The sequence below is a fragment of the Mesorhizobium sp. WSM4822 genome (genome assembly GCF_055811155.1).
Window position 1 is genome coordinate 200,844 of the sequence record NZ_JBVVQM010000013.1, and the last position, 18,415, is coordinate 219,258.

The window sequence follows — 18,415 nt, forward strand, 5'->3', positions numbered from 1 at the left end:
TGAATCGGCGCCTGGTCCCCGTCACCAAGGTCATTCCTTGTCGGGTCATGCGCAGGGGGAGAGGGACCCATGGCGGCTCAGATTTTCTCGGCCATAACAGTCATCATCGTCGGCGTCGGCGGTTGCGTCGCCTATTTCTGGGGCGCCAACAAACTGGTCGACCTGATATTCCCGTCACGCGGCGTCGCCGGTGCCGCGGCCATCGACAATCTGCGCCGGCAAGGGCTGGTCAGGCCATGGCTGTTCGTCGGTCCGGCGATGATCATCCTCACCATCTACCTGATCTATCCGGTGGTCGAGACGCTGCGGCTGTCGTTCCTCGATCGCGGCGGCATCAATTTCGTCGGCTTGGCGAACTATGAATGGGCGTTCGGCGACCGCGAGTTCCGCAACTCGATCCTCAACAACATCATCTGGCTGGCGGTGGTGCCGGCCGCCTGCACCTTCCTCGGGCTGATCATCGCCGTGCTTACGGACAAGATCTGGTGGGGCACGATCGCCAAGAGCCTGATCTTCCTGCCGTTGGCGATCTCCTTCGTCGGCGCCAGCGTGATCTGGAAATTCATCTACGAGTATCGGGGCGACGGCCAGACGCAGATCGGCATCCTCAACGCCATCATCCAGCATTTCGGCGGCCAGCCGCAGGTCTGGATATCGCTGCCGTTCTGGAACAATTTCTTCCTGATGATCATCCTGATCTGGATCCAGACCGGCTTTGCCATGGTCATCCTGTCTTCCGCCCTGCGCGGCATTCCCGAAGAAACGCTGGAAGCCGCCGTCATCGACGGCGCCAATCCGTTCCAGATCTTCTGGAAGATCATGGTGCCGCAGATTTGGGGCACCATCGCCGTGGTCTGGACCACGATCACCATCCTGGTGCTCAAAGTGTTCGACATCGTGCTGACCATGACCAACGGCCAGTGGAACAGCCAGGTGCTGGCCAATCTGATGTTCGACTGGATGTTCCGCGGCGGCGGCGATTTCGGCCGCGGCGCCACCATCGCCATCATCATCATGATTGCCGTCATTCCGATCATGGTCTGGAACATCCGCCAGGCGAACAAAGAGACGGGAGGACATTGAGATGGCCGTCGCGACCGGAAATTCCTTCGCCAGCCGTTTTGGCGTCCACATCGCCGTGCTCATCTTCGTCGCGATCTGGACCATACCGACGCTCGGCATCCTGGTCTCGTCGCTGCGCGACAAGAACCAGATCATCGCCTCGGGCTGGTGGAACTCGTTCGCCAGTTCCACCCAGACGGAAGCAGGCCGGCTCCCGCCCGCCTCGGCGCAAGTCGAGAAGGACGGCAAGTTCGTCCTCGAGGGCAATATCTTCGGCGACGGCGCCAAGCGCGACATCAGCGCCTTCGGGGTCAAATCGGCGACACCGACGCAATATCCCGCCGGCACGACAGCCGATGTCGGCGACGGCGTGACCTTGCAGCTCAATGCCGACGGCAGCTTCATCATGCATTCCCCGAAAGCGTTCGAAGGCGATCGCGGCCAGCGCGTCTATTATGCTTCGTCGGCGCCGCCGAAATTCACCACCGACAATTACAAAACCGTGCTGTTCTCCGAAGGCATCGGACGGTCATTCATGAATTCCCTGACCGTCACCATTCCGGCTACCGTCATCCCGATCCTGATCGCCGCCTTTGCCGCCTATGCGCTGGCCTGGATGCGGTTTCCCGGCCGGGCGCTGCTGATCGCCGTCATCATCGGCCTGCTGGTGGTGCCATTGCAGATGTCGCTGATCCCGCTGTTGAAGCTCTACAACGGCGTCGGCGCTTTCTTCGGCATGCCGTCGAAGACCTATCTCGGCATCTGGCTGGCGCATACCGGCTTCGGCCTGCCCTTCGCCATCTACCTGCTGCGCAGCTACATTGCCGGCCTGCCGCGCGAAATCATGGAATCGGCGCGCATCGATGGCGCCAGCGATTTCGAGATCTTCGTCAAGATCGTCTTGCCGCTGTCGTTCCCGGTGCTGGCTTCGTTTGCCATCTTCCAGTTCCTGTGGGTATGGAACGATCTGCTGGTGGCGATGGTTTTCCTCGGTACAGAGGCAGACCAGATCGTGCTGACCGCCAAGCTCAACGCGCTGTTGGGCTCGCGCGGCGGCGACTGGGAGATTCTGACGACATCGGCTTTCGTGACCATCATCGTACCGCTGATCGTGTTCTTCTCGCTGCAGCGCTATTTTGTCCGCGGGCTGCTTGCCGGCTCGGTGAAAGGAGGCTGAGACGATGCAATCCGCTTTGAAGGCCAGCTCGAAGCCTGACCTCGCCATCGATCGCGACTGGTGGCGGGGCGCGGTGATCTACCAGATCTATCCGCGCAGCTATCAGGACTCGAATGGCGACGGCATCGGCGATCTCAAGGGCATCATAGGCCGCCTCTCCTACATCGCCGCACTCGGCGCGGATGCCATCTGGATCTCGCCGTTCTTCAAGTCGCCGATGAAGGATTTCGGCTATGACGTGACGGATTACTGCGATGTCGATCCGATGTTCGGCACGCTGGCCGATTTCGACGCGCTGACCGCCGAGGCACACAGGCTGGGCTTGAAGGTGATGATCGACGAGGTGCTGTCGCACACTGCCGACAATCATCCCTGGTTCAAGGAAAGCCGGTCGAGCCGCAGCAACCCGAAAGCCGATTGGTACGTCTGGGCAGACGCCAGGCCGGACGGCACGCCGCCCAACAACTGGCTGTCGATCTTCGGCGGCTCGGCGTGGCAATGGGACACCAGCCGCCAGCAATATTACATGCACAATTTCCTGGCCGAACAGCCCGACCTCAACTTTCACAACCACGAAGTCCAGGACGCATTGCTCGACGTCACCCGCTTCTGGCTGGAGCGCGGCGTCGACGGTTTCCGGCTCGATACCATCAATTTCTACTTCCACAGCCAGAGCCTGGAAAACAATCCGCCGCTGCCGCCGGAAGAGCGCAACGACCAGACCGCGCCGGCGGTCAACCCCTACAACTACCAGGACCATCTCTACGACAAGAGCCGGCCCGAGAACCTCGGCTTCCTCGAACGGTTCCGTGCCCTGCTCGATGAGTATCCGGCAACCGCAGCGGTCGGCGAGGTCGGCGATTCGCAGCGCGGGCTTGAAGTGGTTGCCGCCTACACCGCAGGCGGCAAGCGCGTGCACATGTGCTACTCCTTCGATTTCCTGGCGCCGGAAAAGATCAGCGCGGGCAAGGTCCGCTCGGTGCTGGAATCCTTCGGCAAAGTCGCCAGCGACGGCTGGTCGTGCTGGGCCTTCTCCAACCACGACGTGATGCGCCCGGCCTCGCGCTGGGCCGCCAATGAGGCCGACCCGACCGCCTACCTCAAGGTCATCTCGGCGCTGCTGATGTCGTTGCGCGGTTCGGTCTGCATCTACCAGGGCGAGGAGCTTGGGCTCGGTGAGGCAGAGCTGCGGTTCGAGGATCTGCAGGATCCCTATGGCATCCGCTTCTGGCCGGAATTCAAGGGCCGCGACGGCTGCCGCACGCCAATGGTGTGGGATGGCAGCGCCAAGAATGGCGGCTTCTCCCAGGCAAAGCCCTGGCTGCCGGTGCCGGCCAAGCATCTGGCGCAAGCGGTCAATGTCCAGCAGGGCGACGAGGCTTCGCTGCTCGAGCACTACCGGCGCTTTCTCACCTTCCGGCGTGCCCATCCGGCGCTCGCCAAGGGCGACATCACCTTCATCGAAAGTGAGGGCGACACCGTCGCCTTCACGCGCCGCGCAGGCAACGAGCAGATCGTCTGCGTCTTCAATCTGGGAGCCGGGCCGGCTAAGGTTGACCTTGGCGGCCGATCGCTGCAACCTCTGCCCGGGCACGGATTTTCGGGGCAGGCGAACAGCGGTTCCATCGAGCTTGGCGGCTACGGCGCCTGGTTCGGGCGTCTCGACTGAATTCCAATCACTGGAGGAAACCAAATGGCCGATGTCACGCTAAGACAAGTGAAGAAGTCCTACGGCAATCTGAACATTCTCCACGGTATCGACCTCGATATTAAATCGGGCGAGTTCATCGTCTTCGTCGGCCCGTCGGGCTGCGGCAAGTCGACATTGCTGAGATCGATCGCCGGGCTCGAGGAAATCACCTCCGGCGAGCTCAGAATAGCCGGCGAAGTGGTGAACGACGTGCCGCCGTCGAAACGGGGCATCGCCATGGTGTTCCAGTCCTACGCGCTCTACCCGCACATGACCGTCTACGACAACATGGCGTTCTCGATGAAGATCGGCAAAGAGAACAAGGCCGAGATCGACCGCCGCGTGCGTCAGGCCGCCGAGATCCTGCAGCTGACCAAATATCTCGACCGCCTGCCCAAGGCGATGTCGGGCGGCCAGCGCCAGCGCGTCGCCATCGGCCGGGCCATCGTGCGCAATCCGAAGGTGTTCCTGTTCGACGAGCCGCTTTCGAACCTTGATGCGGCGCTGCGAGTCGCCACCCGCATCGAAATCGCCAAGCTCAAGGAATCGATGCCCAACACGACCATGATCTACGTCACCCACGACCAAGTCGAGGCAATGACGCTCGCCGACCGCATCGTGGTGCTCAAGGACGGCCATATCGAGCAGGTCGGCACGCCGATGGACCTCTACAAGAAGCCCGGCAATCTGTTCGTTGCGCAATTCATCGGCTCGCCGGCCATGAATATCCTGCCCGCAACCATCGACAAATCAGGCAATCCGACCGTCGTCAGCCATGTCGGCGGACGCAAGGCAACCGTGCCGATCGCGACGCCGGCTTCGGCAAAGGGCGCTGCGGTGAGTTTTGGCGTGCGGCCGGAGGACCTGATCATCGCCAGCGGCGCGGACTATCTGTTCGAGGGGACGGTCGACTATGTCGAGCAGCTCGGCGAGGTGCAGCTGGTCTATGTCGACATCGGTCGCGCCGACCTGCCGCTGGTGACCAAGCTGCCCGGCAATGTCGAGGTCAAGCGCGGTTCGACATTGCGGCTGAGCGCCAATGGCGAGGACCTGCATCTCTTCGACGCTGACGGACGGTCGTTTGCCCTTCATGAGGCCGAAGCGAAGGCGGCCTGAGGCAGAACCGCGTCTTGGACAAAAAAGAGCAGCGGGCCAGGCCCGCCGCTCTTTTTTTGAAGATCAGCTTCGACTGTTAACGGCCGAAGAGATTCCGGTCGCTGCCCTGAGGGGCGGACTTCTCTACGTCGCCCGACGAATTGAGCAGCTTCTCGACGAGGCCACCGCTGTTGCGGACCGAGCTCGTATGCGCGTTGTCAACCGAAGTAACCGCAGGCTGATTGGCGCCGTTGGAGCCAAAGTTGTCGCTGCCGGCGAAGGCGCTGCCGGTGATGGCCAGAACGGCGGCGGCAGCAATAAGGATCTTGTTCATTTTAGTCTCCTGAATTCTGGATTTCGCCAGACGGCAGACACAGCTGCCGTCGCTTGCGAAACTGGTTTTAGCGACCGAAGAGGTTACGGTCGCTGCCCTGAGCGGGTGTCTGGGCAGCCGGTTCCGAGGTCTTGGTGGAAGCCGTGTACGACTGGTCCACAGCGGCGGCAGGCTGGTTGGCGCCGTTCGAACCGTAGTTGTCGCTGCCCGCGAAAGCGCTGCCGGAGATGGCCAGAACGGCGGCGGCAGCAATGAGGATCTTGTTCATCTTAAATACTCCTGAATGTCTGAACTTCGAATGTCTGAATTTCGCCAGGGCAGCGGGCGAGCCCGCCGTCGACTGGGAATCGGCTGTTAGTTGTTGCCGAAGAGGTTGCGGTCAGCACCCTGGGCAGGCGCCTGAGCAGCCGGTTCCGACTTCTTGGTCGAAGCGGTGTACGAGCTGTCGACAGCAGTGGCTGCCGCGGCGTTCGAACCGTAGTGGTCGCTACCAGCGAAGGCGCTGCCGGAAATGGCCAGAAGGGCTGCGGCAGTGAGAATGATCTTTTTCATTTTTGTACTCCAGTATCGTCTTTTTCCGTCCGTCTAGCGGCGTGTCTTGGAAATGAAATCGCGTCGTTCGGACAACACCGATGTGGGAGGGCAACCCCGCCTTTTCCAATCACGAAGTTGTTCCGTGTGGACCATGAATCCACACCTTGAAATTGTGCCAGGGGAATCTAGAGAGGCGTTTTTCCTCTCTATATCAGCATGTTAAGTTTAACCATCCGATGGATCACTGACTGTTTCAAAGGCCCGGCGTTCACACCATCCTGCACGCACCGTCAACAGAAACGAACCGTTCGGTTCGATTTTAGGTCAAGCTAATAGTCACTTTTCGAAACCGTTAACTTTTTTTGACCCCCGCCAAGGGTCGGATTCGGGAAGATCGCAGCCGGCAAATGGCCGCCCGGGACGCGGGATTTCGGCCCCAGACGATCTGCGGTGACGTTTCGCATGCCGTGTCGCGCCGCATGGATACGATGTCGTTTTCATGCCGACGGCGCGCCCCCGATCGTGGTTAGATCATACCATCTCAGGTGCCGCTTCGTGACGACGAGACGGAGAATTGGGAAGCCGGTCAGAATCCGGCGCTGCCCCCGCAACGGTGGTGGAGTTCAAGTCGCAACGGGAGACCACTGGGCAACTGCCTGGGAAGGTGTCGCGATGGTCCGCAAGGACAACTCCAGAGCCCGGAAACCAGCCCGAGATTTTTAGACTCGACTGATCGCGGTGGGCGGTCAAGAGGTGGATAGCGCATGTCCGGCACCTAGCCGGCCTGCGTTTCAATCCTTCCTCCATCACCACCAGTTCAGTCCTTAGAAACGAGGACAGGACATGGATATCCGCAACGACATGCTGAGGCTCCTGAAGGGGCGCCGGCAAGGCTTTTCACTGGAGCAGCCCTTCTACACCGATCCAGACTACTTCAAGCTCGACATGGAGCTGATCTGGTATCGCGACTGGCTGTTCATCGGCCATGATTGCGAACTGCCGAAGCCGGGCAGCTACATCACCGTGCAGATCGGCGACTATCCGGTCGTCCTTGTCCGCGACCAGCAAGGCAAGATCAACGCCTTCCACAATTCCTGCCGCCATCGCGGCAGCCGCGTGTGCAACGCGGAAAAGGGTACGGCGGCAAAGCTCGTCTGCCCCTATCATCAGTGGACCTATGAGCTGGACGGCCGCCTGCTGTTTGCCCGCCAGATGGCCGACGGTTTCGACAAGAGTGATTTCGGCCTGAAGCCGGTCGCCTGCGAGAGCGTCGGCGGCTACATCTTCATCTGCCTGGCCAGGGAGCCGGCGGATTTCGCGCCGATGCGGGCGATGATCGAACCTTATCTTTTGCCGCACCGTTTGCGTGAGGCAAAGATCGCCTTTGAGAGCACGATCATCGAGAAGGGCAACTGGAAGCTGGTCTGGGAAAACAACCGCGAGTGCTACCACTGCGTCGCCAATCACCCCGAACTGTGCAAGACCTTCCCCGAGGCTCCGACCGTGACCGGCGTCCAAGGCGCCGACAGCGACCCTGAAATGGTCGCGCACTGGGCCAGATGCGAGGCATCAGGCTTGCCGAGCAAATTCCGCATCGATCCGGCAGGGCAGTACCGCGCCACCCGCGCGCCGCTGCTGCGCGATGCCGTCAGCTACACCATGACGGGAAAACGGGCGGTCCAGAAGAACCTGTCCGACAGCGTTTCAACCGACCGCATCGGTTCCTTGCTGCTTTATCATTATCCGACAACCTGGAACCATATCCTCGGCGACCACGCCGTCACCTTCCGCGTGCTGCCGATCAGTGCCACGGAAACCGCGGTGACGACGAAATGGCTCGTCCACAAGGATGCGGTCGAAGGCATCGACTACGACCTCGCTGAGCTCACCCATGTCTGGACCGAGACCAACGACCAGGACCGCCGCATCGTCGAGGAAAACGCCTTCGGCATCCTGTCGCCGGCCTACGAACCAGGCCCCTATTCGGAGCTGCATGAGGGCGGCGTGATCCAGTTCGTCGAGTGGTACGCGTCGTTCATCGGGCCGCGCCTTGCCGAAGGCGGCCGGCCGGCCCTGCGCAGCGTCGCCTAGCTCAGGGGACAAGAGGATGAATGCGATGACGGACCTTGGCCTCTATCGCCATCTCGACCAGATGACGCCCTGGAACGACCGGCTGCAGGTGCTGGAAGTGATCGGCGTCAGCGACGAAGCGCCGGACGTGAAGACCTTCACCTTCCGCTCCGACAACCAGACCTGGTTCCGCTACAAGCCGGGCCAGTTCGTGACGCTGGAACTGCCGACATCGGAGGGGCCGCTGATGCGCACCTACACGCTGTCGTCCTCGCCGTCGCGGCCGTTCTCGATCGCGGTGACGGTCAAGGCGCAGGCAGGCAGCACCGGCACGCGCTGGATGTTCGACCATCTGACGCCGGGCTCGCACGTCAAGGCCTATGGGCCGACCGGTGATTTTTCGCTGCACAGCCACCCGGCGGCCAAATATCTGTTCATTTCGGCGGGCTCCGGCGTGACGCCGATGATGTCGATGCTGCGTTGGTTGAACGACTGTGCGCCATGGACAGATGTCGGCTTCGTCAACTGTGCGCGCCGCCCGGAAGAGATCATTTTCCGCAAGGAACTCGAGCTGCTCGGCAGCCGCATGCCCGGCCTGTCGCTCGGCTTCATGATCGAGGAGCGGTCGAGCCGCGAGGGCTGGTTCGGCCATATGGGCCGCATCGACGCGATCCGGCTGCCATTGCTGGCACCCGATTTCCGCGAGCGCGAGATTTTCTGCTGCGGCCCCGATCCCTTCATGCGCGCCGTGCGCGGCATGCTGGACGCCGCCGGCTTCGACATGGCGAAATACCATCAGGAAAGCTTTGCCGCGCCTGCCGTGGAGGAGATCCCGGCGCCGTTCTCGCCGCCGGCGGAAGACGGCGCCGCTGCTGCCGTCGAGGCCGTGACACCAATCCGGTTCTCGCTTTCCGATGTCGACGCCGAATGCGTCGCCGGCCAGACCGTGCTGCAGACGGCACGCGCCTCTGGGGTGCGGATTCCCGCCGCCTGCGAGTTCGGCCTGTGCGGCACCTGCAAGGTGAGGAAGGTCGCGGGCGATGTCGAGATGAGTCACAATGGCGGCATCCTCGATCACGAAATCGAGGACGGCTTTATCCTCGCCTGTTGCTCGAAGCCGCTTTCGGCGCTTGAAATCGAAGCGTGACCGGCTGCGCTCGCCCCGAGCCTGCGCCATCTTGCCAAAAACCCTGCAAATGGTTAGACGCCTGCAACGGTGGGGTTGACCGTAAGGCCCGAAGATCATCTCCGCGGCCTGCTCGGCGGGGGAGCAAACATGCGACAATCCGGCATCTATGCCATTGCCAGCAAGGATATCGTCTTTGAATCCTTCGACGGCGAAGCCGTCGTTCTTGACCTGACCACGGGTAAATATTTCGGCTTCTCTGATTCAGGCAGCAGACTTTGGGATGCACTGTCGTCCGGCGTGCCTGCCTCCGAACTGGCCGGCGCCGCGACCGGCATTGGCGCCCTCGATGCCGCCGCGATTGACGACTTTGTTTCACAATTGCTCGAATTCGGTTTGCTGGCGGCCGTAACCGATGGCGTGGCAAGACCGGCTCCAAGCGAATTGCTGGCTCAGCTCGCCGCTGCCAGAGAGCCCCTGAAGGTCGACATCCATGACGATCTCGCCGATCTCATTGTCGTCGATCCCATCCACGAGGTCGAGGAGCCCCTCGGCTGGCCCGCGGTGAAGCAGGCCAACTGAAGCGCCCATCAGGTTCTCGTTGCCGGGCAGCTCCGGAACAGGCAGACCCATGCCGAACGTCACTCTCGAAAACTTGGTTGACTACGCACGCCATGTCCTGGCGCAAGCAGAAAGCAGCGCCGCGCATTATCCGCTGACCTGCAAGGTGGGCTTGCCGCATCTGGATCTGACCGCGCATGTCAGCCCCGGCGCGTTGGCGGATGCCGTCGCTCATGGCTTTGTCAGTGCTCCGGGCAGCCGAACGCCTGCCGATATCTGCCGCGTCTTCGTCGCACATCCCGGCATAGACGGCATCGCGGCACCGGTCAGTTGGGGCCAGGGGCCCTTCACGCAGCATGGCTTCGCCACCCGGCTGGCGGAGGCCGGATTGCGCGGCAACCATTTTCACGACCTGGATTTCTGGCAGTTCTATGATCCGCAACGTCGCGTTGGCGTGCAATTGATGGCTTCGGCCGATGCCTTTCCACCGTGGGAGCCGGGAGCGCCGCTGCGGGCTTTCCTGCATTGGGAATATGCGGCACGCGGCATGCGGCTGGCCCATGCGGGGACGCTCGGCATCGAGGGCAAGGGCGTGCTGCTGGCCGGCGCGGGCGGCGCCGGGAAATCCGGAACCGTCGCAGCCGGCCTTCTCCACGGGCTGGACAGCGTCGGCGACGACTATGTGCTGGTCGACCTCTCCAACGGCGTGACTGCCCGCCCACTGTTTTCAACACTCAAACAGGATCCCCAGGGATTCGTTCGGCTTGGGCTGAAGCATCGGCTGAAAGCGCATGGTCCGCTCAACTGGCAAGGCAAATATGCGTTTCACATTGATGACATCGCGCCCCGGCCGGTGCCCAAAACTCTGGACATCATCGCGCTGCTGGTGCCACATATCGGCGGAGGCGAGGCAAGTTCGATCGTGCCGGTGTCGCGCAGGGATGCCATGATCGCCTTGGCGCCGTCGGGCATAGCGCAGATGCCGGGCGAGCGGGAGAGCGGCTTTCGCTTCTTCAGCGACCTGACCCGCCTGCTGCCGTGCTATCGTCTGTCGCTGGGGACGCAGCCACAGGAGATAGCCGGCGCGATTGCGGACTTTCTCACGCGGGGCACTTCGTGAAACTGAGCGTGATAATGCCCGTCTACAACCGTGAGCGCTATGTCGTTTCGGCATTGCGCTCGCTGGTGCGGCAGCGGGACGCCGCCGATCTCGACATCATCGTCATCGACGACGGCTCGACCGACGGCTCTGCTGAGGCCGTGCGCTCGATGATGCGCGAAAACGCCTGCATCCGACTGTTCCAGCAATCCAACATGGGCGTAGCCAGGGCGCGCAACGCCGGGCTGCGGCAACTGCCGCCGGATGCGGAGTTCGTTTCGTTTCTGGATTCTGACGACATCTCGCTGGCCGGACGGTTCAAGAAGGACCTTGCACGCTTCAGAGCAGACCCCGGACTCGAGCTGACCTATTCGCTGATGACGCTGGTCGAGCGGATTGACGATGAGCGGCTGAAACCGGCAGCCGACAGCCGCACGATGACGCTTCGGGGAATTTCGCTGAGCGCCGCCGTGTTCAGCAGAGGGCTTGTCGACCGGACGGGCGAGTTCGATGAGGATTTCGAGCAGGCTGAGGATACCGACTATCTGCTGCGCGTTTTCGAGGCGGGACCGAACTACGAATTGTTGGACGCCGTCGCGATCTACTACCGACGCCATGCCGGAAATGTCACCAAGGAACATAGCGGCAGGGTCCGCAACCACTTGCGTGCAATCCACAAGTCGATGCGGCGGCGCAAGGCCGATCCGGCACGGCGAGAGGTCCAGGGAATCTTCGAATTGAAGAGTCCCACCGATTGGCGGATGCTATGATGCTCGACACAATCAAGTCGGATCAGCCAAGCCCGGAATGCTGCCGGAGACGCCCATGAAGCTGAGCGTCATCATGCCGGTCTACAATCGCGAACAATTCGTTGGCCTCGCGCTGCGCTCGCTGCTCAGGCAGCGCGAAGACATCGATCTCGACATCATCGTCATCGACGATGGGTCGACCGATGGTTCGGCAGCCGTCGTACGGTCGTTGATCGACGAGGCCCCGTGCATTCGTCTTTTCCAGCAGAGCAATGGCGGCGTCACAAAGGCGCGCAATGCCGGGCTGAAGCAGTTGCTGCCGCAGACCGGCCTGGTGTCGTTTCTCGATTCGGACGACATCTCCCCGACAGGGCGCTTCAAGGCGGATCTCGCCTGCTTCGGAGAAGATCCTGGCCTGGACCTGACCTATTCGCGCATGACGTTGGTCGACAAGATAGATGGCGAGACGCTGGAACCGGCCGCCGACAGCCACTCCATCACCGTGCGAGGGATCCACCTGTCCGCCGGGATCTTTGCGCGAAACCTCATCGAGCGCACCGGAGGTTTCGACGAGGATTTCAAACAGGCCGAGGACACCGACTATCTTTTGCGTATCTTTGAGAGCCAGACAAAATACGTTATGCCCGATACGGTGGCTCTCTACTACAGACGTCATCCCGGCAACATGACCAAGGAAGCCGATGTGCCCTTTCGCGAGTTCATGCGCGCCATTCACAAGTCGATGAAGCGTCGCAGGGCCGACCCCAACTTGCGCCGGGTGGAGGGGATCTTCGACTTCAAGGATCTCGCGCAGTGGCGATTCCTTTGATGGCAGCCTACGGCGTCGTCATTCCGGCTTTCAACGCGGCCGCCACCATCGGCGCGGCCCTGAACTCCGTCCTGGCCCAGACGGCAAGGGCGGACGCCATCGTCGTGGTCGATGACGGTTCGACCGACGATACGGTTGCGGTGATCGATGCGATGAACCTGCCGGTGACTGTGCTGCGACAGGACAATGCCGGACCTGGCAGCGCAACGACCCGTGGCATTGCGGCACTCTCGACGCCGCTCATCGCGACGCTCGATGCCGACGATTTGTGGTTGGCGGACAAGATCGAAAAGCAGCTGGTCCATCTCGACCGTCATCCCGGGACAACGGGCGTCTTTACGCATTGGCGGACGTTTCGCGGCGACAGCCCCGATTTGCCCGATGCGACCAGTGGAGCTGGCTGGTCGCGCACGACGATGATGATCCGCCAAGAGGTGGTGCAGAGCGTCGGTCCCATCATCGACCCACCAGGCGGTCGCGGCGAGATGATCGACTGGATCGCCCGGGTTCGTGAGGCAGGCTTTGCCCTTGCCATGCTCGACGACGTGCTTGCATTGCGCCGCATCCGTCCGGGCAGCCTTTCCTACGGCCGCGATCCGGCACGCGACCGGGGCTACCTCCAGGTCGCAAGGCTCGCCATGCAGCGGCGAGCCCAGAACAAGGCAGGTTCCAGTTGAACGCCACGCCCGTTCGCCGCATCGGCCGCCGCTTCCCGGACTATGGCTGGTCGTGGCCCACCGGCCAGCTGGACCTGTTGCTGAAGGCGGCGCTGCTCTCCGATGAGGACGCAGCCGCTGCCTGTGCCGCGCGCTGGCTGGACGAGAACGACATCGATCTCGTCTCGTTTCGAGAACATCGCCTGCTCGCCGCCATCTCCGACAGGTTCGGCAGGAAGCTGGCCGGGCATGCCGCCCATCCGCGCCTCGTCGGCCTGCAGAAGATGCTGTGGACGAAGTCGCGCATGGCGATGCGCGAGGCCGAGCCGGCGCTGAAGGCGATGGCCGACGGCGGCGCCGACATCATGCTGATAAAGGGCGCCAGCCGCATTGCCTTGAACGCGTCGGCGCAGCGTGGCCGGGTGGCGCATGATATCGACATATTGGTGCGCCCGCGCGACATGGCTGCTGTCTTCGACATCTTGCGCGATCGCGACTGGCAGATCGCCTCGGGCGTCAGCGCGCAATATCTGCGAACCCGGTTGGCGTCGCTGCGGTCGATGAACTTCTTCAAGGGCCGTTTCGGTGACATCGACCTGCACCAGCTCGGCTATGACGGGTCGCAGACGAGCGCGGAAGACGACCTGGCGATCTGGCAACGGGCGGTCCCGGCACAATTCAGCGGCGTCGCGGTCTTCGTGCCGTCGCCGTCCGATCGCATGGCCCTGGCCATCGCCCATGGCGGCCTCGACGCCCACACCCACAGCGACTGGCTTGTCGACTGCGCGGTCGCCATCCATGGCGAAGACGTCGATTGGGACACGTTCCTCGACATCGTCGGCAGACGCGGCCTGGCGGTTCCAGCGGCGGTGGCGTTATCCTATCTAACGTTCGAGATCGGCATTCCGGTGCCGGAACCGACAATGGCCAGAATCTTGGACATGGCCGACGGGGTTGGCCTGTCGCGTTGGTCGTCGGTTCTGCAAGCCAAGCCGCGCACGGATTTCGGCGGCCTGGTCTGGCTATCGCGCGGGCTTGCCAAGCAGTTGCGCCTGAAGCGGAAGAAGGGCCGGTTGCAGCAGGAGCCGCCCGCCACACCTTGGCGCGGCAGATCGGCCGCGCGCAAGCCTCAAGCAGCATCGGCGCCTTTGGTGTTTTCGCAGGCCATCGCCTGTCCGCAAACGACCGGCGACATGATGCTCGAAATCACCGTCAGGATCGGCGTTCCGCCGGTCCGGCGCCGCATCGAGATGGAGATCAATGACGGTGGCGAGCATATTGCCCGCCTGCGCGCCATGGCTATCAGCCGATCCGGCAGGGAACGCGTGCTGCACTTTCGCGGCAAGGTGACGCTCGACGGCGCGCGAGTTGCCTTGACGCTCGAGGCGCGACCATCGCGACAGTTTCGCGAGTGGAACGACGCGGCCACGGTGGCCGCCTATGGCGCCTTGCCTTTCCAGTTGCTGTCGGCGGATTTCTCACCGGTCGGCTGAAGGAAGGTCCATCCGGCAGCTATCAGGGGTCCGGAGTGATCAGCCTCAAGGATGGAAAATAGGTCTGGTAGCGACCGACATCACGGGTCAGAAGCGGAAGCCTGGCGACGGCGGCATGGGCGCCGATGAAGAAGTCAGGCATGACGCCGGTCCTCGATCCTCCCGATCGGCGGTATTGCGTAAATACCTTTCCAGCTAGGAAAAGCGCAGCTCTTGGCATCGGAGTCATTTCGAGACCGGCCGCATCCAGAAATGCGTCGAGATCCTCGATGCCGATGTAGCGAACGGCAAGTTCGGCATAGACCGCATCATTGATCAACAATGGACCATCGAGGCTCGCCGCCTCGAGTTGCGCGATCGACCAGTCCGCCCAGTTGGGGTCGTCCGTGACAAGGTCGAGCAGAACGTTGGTGTCGACGAACGTCATGCTTCGCCACGCGTCAGCGCCATGATCGCCTCGGTCGTGAGCCCCTCGCCGGCATGGCCGCGCAGATTGGCGAAGCGGCTCGCAGGCGGCTTTCTGTCAACCCGAGCCAACACCACGCTGCCATCGGCGGCGCGCCGGAAATCGACTCTGCTGCCCGGGACGATCCCCAGGAGGTCGCGGACGGGTTTGGGAATGGTCACTTGTCCCTTTGCCGTGACGGTGGTGGCCATCTTCACTCCTTGGTAATACCATATTCCGACAAGGTATTACCTCATCGGTCGATTTTCAAGGCTTGAAGCATCGTGTCTCGACCGAACCGCCAGAGTCCGTTCAAACTCCGTAGCGTTCGGTGCGAATGATTTCCGCTGCAACGCCGGCATCGATCAGCGCTTGGGCGGCCGCGGAAACGAAGGCGTTGGAGCCGCAGACGAAGGCGATGCCAGGCGGCTCCGGCAGCCGCGTCATGGCTTGAACCATCATCGCGACGTCTACCCGCCGCGCATAGTCGGCTGGACGGCGTGCGGCTTCGCGCGTCAGTGTCAGCATCAGGTCGAAGCCGTCCTGGCGTTCGTCGAGGGCGATCAACTCGTGACGAAAGATCACTTCGTCCCAGACCCGGACCGAAAAGACCAGGACGACGGGCACCGCTGAATTGCGCGCGGCGCGGTGGCGGAGCATCGACATCAAGGGCACGACGCCCGAACCGCCGCCGACCAGAACAAGCGGTCCACTCTCATCCTCCGGCCAGACGAAATGCCCGCCAAGCGGCCCGCGCAGTTCGATTTCATCGCCCACTGCCGCGACCTCGTGGAAGAAGGGCGAGACCTCGCCATCGTCGAGTTTTTCGATCGCCAGTTCGATTGCGCCGCTCGTTTCGGGCGCGGAGGCGATGGAATAGGAGCGGCGCGCCTGATAGCCGTCCGGCGCCGTCAGCCTGACGTCGACATGCTGCCCGGCGCGATAGGCGAAGGGCCGAGAAGGCTGGAAAAAGAAGCTGGTGACACGCGGCGTGCGCTTTTCGATGCGGACGATGCCGGCTGTTTGCCAGGGCGACTGCACTGCCGCCGCATCGCTCATGGATCGTCCGTGTAGCGCTGCTCGCGCCATGGGTCGCCATAGATATGGTAGCCGCGCAATTCCCAGAAACCGGGCTCGTCTCGCGTGGTGAATTGCAGGCCGTTCAACCATTTGGCCGACTTCCAGAAATAAAGATGCGGCACCAGCAGCCTTGCCGGGCCGCCATGGTCCGGTGTGATCGGCTTGCCTTCGTAGAGCAGCGCCACCATGGCCTTGCCGGCGGTGAGGTCCTTGACCGGCACGTTGGTGGTGTAGCCGTCGAACGCGTGCGCCAGCATGAAGCCGGTCGGCGGCTCCACACCCGCATCGGCAAGGATATCGTCGACCAGCACGCCCTGCCACGGCGTGTCGAACTTGGTCCATGCTGTCACGCAATGGATATCGCGTGTCATCTTGGTCATCGGCAGCGCGTTGAACTCGGTCCAGTTCCATTTCTTGATCGGGCGTGGCCCATGTTTCAGCGTGAAAGACCAATCCTCGGTACGCACGCGCGGCGTCGGACCGGCCGACAGCACCGGGAAACCCTGTTCCAGATATTGGCCTGGCGGGATGCGGGCATCGCCATCGTCTGGCGGGCGCCGTCCTGAAGAGAAACCTCGGGTGACCATAGCGGCAATCCCCATGCAATCAGGCCACTATCGGCCTGACGCAATGTTCTCGAAGATGTCGTGACGGGCAACCTAAATCTTGCGGGGCGGAGACCGGCGGGACCGTCACCGATGGACCTGCCGGTCCCATGTTCACGTCAACGCCAGTTCTCAGCCACTGGCAAAAGGCACCGCGATGTACATTTGAGCGTCGCCACGCTCGACCAGCAAGAGCACCGATTTCCTGCCGGACTTGCCGGCCAAGGCGATCGCCTGCGTTACCTGCCTGGCATTCTTGACCGGCACCTGATTGACGGCAACGATGATGTCGCCGGCCTGAATTCCGGAAGCGGCGGCCGCTTTGTCGGGGTTGACGCTGGCAACCACCGCGCCGTGCTGCTTGCCGGCTAGGTTCATCTGCTGGCGAATGTCGGGCGTTATATCCATCAAACCGAGTCCTATCGCGGGAGCGCGCCCGGCGCTCGGCGCGTCGGACCCGTCGTCCAGCGACGCGGTCTTCGCATCGGCGCTGTTTTGGCCGACATCGACGGAAATCCGCATCGGCTTGCCCTTGCGCCAGACATCGACCGTTTCCCTGGCGCCCGGCGCGACATCGGCGACCGCCCGCGACAGGTCCTTGGGATCCTTCACGTCCTGCCCGGCAAAGCTGGTGATGACGTCACCCGTCTCGATGCCGGCCCTTGCCGCCGGCGAACCGTCGTTGACCTCTGAAACCAGCGCGCCGCCGGAATGGTCGAGCCCGATGGCGCTCGCGACATCCGGTGTCACCTCCTGGATCTGAACGCCGAGATAGCCGTACTGGATGGAGCCGCCCTTCATCAACTTGGCGACCACCTTCTGGGCCTGATCCGATGGAATGGCAAAGCCGACGCCGACGCTGCCGCCATTGGGTGAATAGATTGCCGTGTTGATGCCGACGACATTGCCGGCGATATCCACCAGCGGGCCGCCGGAATTGCCGTGGTTGATCGGCGCGTCGATCTGGATGAAATCGTCGAACGGGCCGCTATGCAGGTCACGGCCGCGCGCCGAGACGATACCTGCCGTGACGGTGGTGCCGATGCCGAACGGGTTGCCGAAGGCCAGCACCTGGTCGCCTGGCATGAGCTTGTCGGAATCACCCCATTTGACGGTCGGCAGGGGTTTGTCCGACTTAATCTTGAGTACGGCGAGATCGTTCTTGGCATCGCGGCCGACAAGCTTGGCCGGAAGTTCGGTGCCGTCGTCGAGCGTCACCTTGATCGAAGAGGCACCATCGATGACGTGATTGTTGGTGACGACGGTGCCATCCGCGCCGACGATGAAGCCGGAACCCAGCGCCTCGGCGCGCTGCGGTTGCTGTTGTGGCGGCGTCTTGGGCGTCGGCATGCCCTGGTCACCGAAGAACTGGCGGAAATAGTCATCGAAGGGCGAGCCGCCGTCGAAAGGAGATGCATCGCTCATCGTTTCAGGTTGTGCCTTCATGACGGTGGTGACCGTCACCACCGCCGGCTTGTCGGCGGCAACGATGGGTGCGAACGAGCCATTGGGCGCGGTGATGCCGGCGACAGGCGTCTGGGTTGTCGGAATGGTGTTGCCCTCGCCTTGGGCGAAAGACATGACGAAGGGGGATATGATCAGCGCAGCGCCCAGCAAGGCCGCGACGCGATGCCTACGAAGGATATCTGACATGGTCGTTTGTCCGGGCGAGAGTTGATCCAGCGCCGTGGCCTCTCCCGTGCGGGGAAATCGGTCATCGGCGTGTCGAGGTCGCAATTGCCCGTCTCGCCTACATGGCAGCCAACCGGATCGACGGCCTTGCATCTAGGGCGCGGATTGGCCCGATTTA

The 18,415-nt window shown here is 62.5% G+C and carries 20 protein-coding genes and 1 riboswitch; of the genes, 12 read left to right on the plus strand and 8 right to left on the minus strand.

Annotated elements, in window-relative coordinates; all coding sequences use genetic code 11:
* Positions 1 to 69 precede the first annotated feature (69 nt).
* Genes AC0L3E_RS27075 through AC0L3E_RS27090 form a run of 4 tightly spaced genes read left to right on the plus strand, consistent with a single transcriptional unit; the run spans position 70 to position 5,045 of the window.
* Positions 70 to 1,083, plus strand: coding sequence for a carbohydrate ABC transporter permease (locus tag AC0L3E_RS27075; RefSeq protein WP_128307299.1), 1,014 nt, complete (start codon positions 70 to 72; stop codon positions 1,081 to 1,083).
* A 1-nt stretch (position 1,084) separates the two neighbouring features.
* Entirely contained in the window at positions 1,085 to 2,239 is a 1,155-nt protein-coding gene (locus AC0L3E_RS27080; protein ID WP_473606028.1) for a carbohydrate ABC transporter permease, read from the plus strand.
* Between the two features lie 4 nt (positions 2,240 to 2,243).
* Positions 2,244 to 3,908: a beta-galactosidase BglA gene (gene bglA / locus AC0L3E_RS27085; protein ID WP_473606029.1), complete on the plus strand. Its 1,665-nt coding sequence runs from the start codon at positions 2,244 to 2,246 to the stop codon at positions 3,906 to 3,908.
* A gap of 24 nt (positions 3,909 to 3,932) precedes the next feature.
* Positions 3,933 to 5,045: an ABC transporter ATP-binding protein gene (locus AC0L3E_RS27090; RefSeq protein WP_127267787.1), complete on the plus strand. Its 1,113-nt coding sequence runs from the start codon at positions 3,933 to 3,935 to the stop codon at positions 5,043 to 5,045.
* Between the two features lie 76 nt (positions 5,046 to 5,121).
* On the opposite strand, the gene AC0L3E_RS27095 is transcribed toward AC0L3E_RS27090, so the two are convergent.
* The 3 genes from AC0L3E_RS27095 to AC0L3E_RS27105 form a co-directional block, all read right to left on the minus strand.
* A complete protein-coding gene (locus AC0L3E_RS27095) occupies positions 5,122 to 5,358 on the minus strand; it encodes a DUF680 domain-containing protein (protein WP_128307301.1) in 237 nt (78 codons plus the stop codon).
* 67 nt (positions 5,359 to 5,425) lie between these two features.
* Positions 5,426 to 5,626 (minus strand): DUF680 domain-containing protein, encoded by a 201-nt coding sequence (locus tag AC0L3E_RS27100; RefSeq protein ID WP_128307302.1) that lies wholly within the window; start codon positions 5,624 to 5,626, stop codon positions 5,426 to 5,428.
* 86 nt (positions 5,627 to 5,712) lie between these two features.
* Positions 5,713 to 5,910, minus strand: a complete 198-nt coding sequence (locus AC0L3E_RS27105; protein WP_013528268.1) for a DUF680 domain-containing protein — start codon at positions 5,908 to 5,910, stop codon at positions 5,713 to 5,715.
* A gap of 508 nt (positions 5,911 to 6,418) precedes the next feature.
* A riboswitch (cobalamin riboswitch) is annotated at positions 6,419 to 6,620 on the plus strand.
* A 115-nt stretch (positions 6,621 to 6,735) separates the two neighbouring features.
* On the opposite strand from AC0L3E_RS27105, the gene AC0L3E_RS27110 reads away from it, so the two are divergent.
* From AC0L3E_RS27110 to AC0L3E_RS27145, 8 genes are all read left to right on the plus strand, one after another.
* Positions 6,736 to 7,983 (plus strand): aromatic ring-hydroxylating oxygenase subunit alpha, encoded by a 1,248-nt coding sequence (locus AC0L3E_RS27110; protein ID WP_128307303.1) that lies wholly within the window; start codon positions 6,736 to 6,738, stop codon positions 7,981 to 7,983.
* Between the two features lie 25 nt (positions 7,984 to 8,008).
* A complete protein-coding gene (locus tag AC0L3E_RS27115; protein ID WP_127808237.1) occupies positions 8,009 to 9,109 on the plus strand; it encodes an FAD-binding oxidoreductase in 1,101 nt (366 codons plus the stop codon).
* Between the two features lie 129 nt (positions 9,110 to 9,238).
* Entirely contained in the window at positions 9,239 to 9,670 is a 432-nt protein-coding gene (locus AC0L3E_RS27120; protein WP_128307304.1) for a PqqD family protein, read from the plus strand.
* A 49-nt stretch (positions 9,671 to 9,719) separates the two neighbouring features.
* Positions 9,720 to 10,769, plus strand: a complete 1,050-nt coding sequence (locus AC0L3E_RS27125; protein WP_473606030.1) for a serine kinase — start codon at positions 9,720 to 9,722, stop codon at positions 10,767 to 10,769.
* Between the two features lie 14 nt (positions 10,770 to 10,783).
* The gene (locus tag AC0L3E_RS27130; RefSeq protein ID WP_128307309.1) at positions 10,784 to 11,518 is read left to right on the plus strand and encodes a glycosyltransferase family 2 protein; all 735 of its coding nucleotides are present in this window, start codon (positions 10,784 to 10,786) and stop codon (positions 11,516 to 11,518) included.
* Between the two features lie 55 nt (positions 11,519 to 11,573).
* Positions 11,574 to 12,326 carry a glycosyltransferase family 2 protein gene (locus tag AC0L3E_RS27135; RefSeq protein ID WP_128307305.1) on the plus strand — a complete coding sequence of 251 codons (753 nt, stop codon included), beginning with the start codon at positions 11,574 to 11,576 and terminating at the stop codon, positions 12,324 to 12,326.
* Positions 12,326 to 13,003 carry a glycosyltransferase family 2 protein gene (locus AC0L3E_RS27140; protein ID WP_128307306.1) on the plus strand — a complete coding sequence of 226 codons (678 nt, stop codon included), beginning with the start codon at positions 12,326 to 12,328 and terminating at the stop codon, positions 13,001 to 13,003. The genes AC0L3E_RS27135 and AC0L3E_RS27140 overlap by 1 nt, the downstream gene beginning before the upstream one ends.
* Complete coding sequence (locus tag AC0L3E_RS27145; RefSeq protein ID WP_473606031.1) at positions 13,000 to 14,475, plus strand: nucleotidyltransferase family protein; 1,476 nt, start codon at positions 13,000 to 13,002, stop codon at positions 14,473 to 14,475. The genes AC0L3E_RS27140 and AC0L3E_RS27145 overlap by 4 nt, the downstream gene beginning before the upstream one ends.
* A gap of 22 nt (positions 14,476 to 14,497) precedes the next feature.
* On the opposite strand, the gene AC0L3E_RS27150 is transcribed toward AC0L3E_RS27145, so the two are convergent.
* From AC0L3E_RS27150 to AC0L3E_RS27170, 5 genes are all read right to left on the minus strand, one after another.
* On the minus strand, positions 14,498 to 14,902 hold the full coding sequence (locus tag AC0L3E_RS27150; protein WP_473606033.1) for a type II toxin-antitoxin system VapC family toxin: 405 nt from the start codon (positions 14,900 to 14,902) through the stop codon (positions 14,498 to 14,500).
* Entirely contained in the window at positions 14,899 to 15,132 is a 234-nt protein-coding gene (locus tag AC0L3E_RS27155) for an AbrB/MazE/SpoVT family DNA-binding domain-containing protein (protein ID WP_473606034.1), read from the minus strand. Before AC0L3E_RS27155 ends, AC0L3E_RS27150 begins: the two co-directional genes overlap by 4 nt.
* A 100-nt stretch (positions 15,133 to 15,232) precedes the next feature.
* Complete coding sequence (locus AC0L3E_RS27160) at positions 15,233 to 15,979, minus strand: FAD-binding oxidoreductase (protein WP_127320468.1); 747 nt, start codon at positions 15,977 to 15,979, stop codon at positions 15,233 to 15,235.
* Positions 15,976 to 16,587 carry a sulfite oxidase-like oxidoreductase gene (locus AC0L3E_RS27165; RefSeq protein WP_128308447.1) on the minus strand — a complete coding sequence of 204 codons (612 nt, stop codon included), beginning with the start codon at positions 16,585 to 16,587 and terminating at the stop codon, positions 15,976 to 15,978. Before AC0L3E_RS27165 ends, AC0L3E_RS27160 begins: the two co-directional genes overlap by 4 nt.
* Positions 16,588 to 16,737: 150 nt before the next feature.
* Positions 16,738 to 18,258, minus strand: coding sequence for a DegQ family serine endoprotease (locus tag AC0L3E_RS27170; protein WP_128308446.1), 1,521 nt, complete (start codon positions 18,256 to 18,258; stop codon positions 16,738 to 16,740).
* Positions 18,259 to 18,415: the final 157 nt, after the last annotated feature.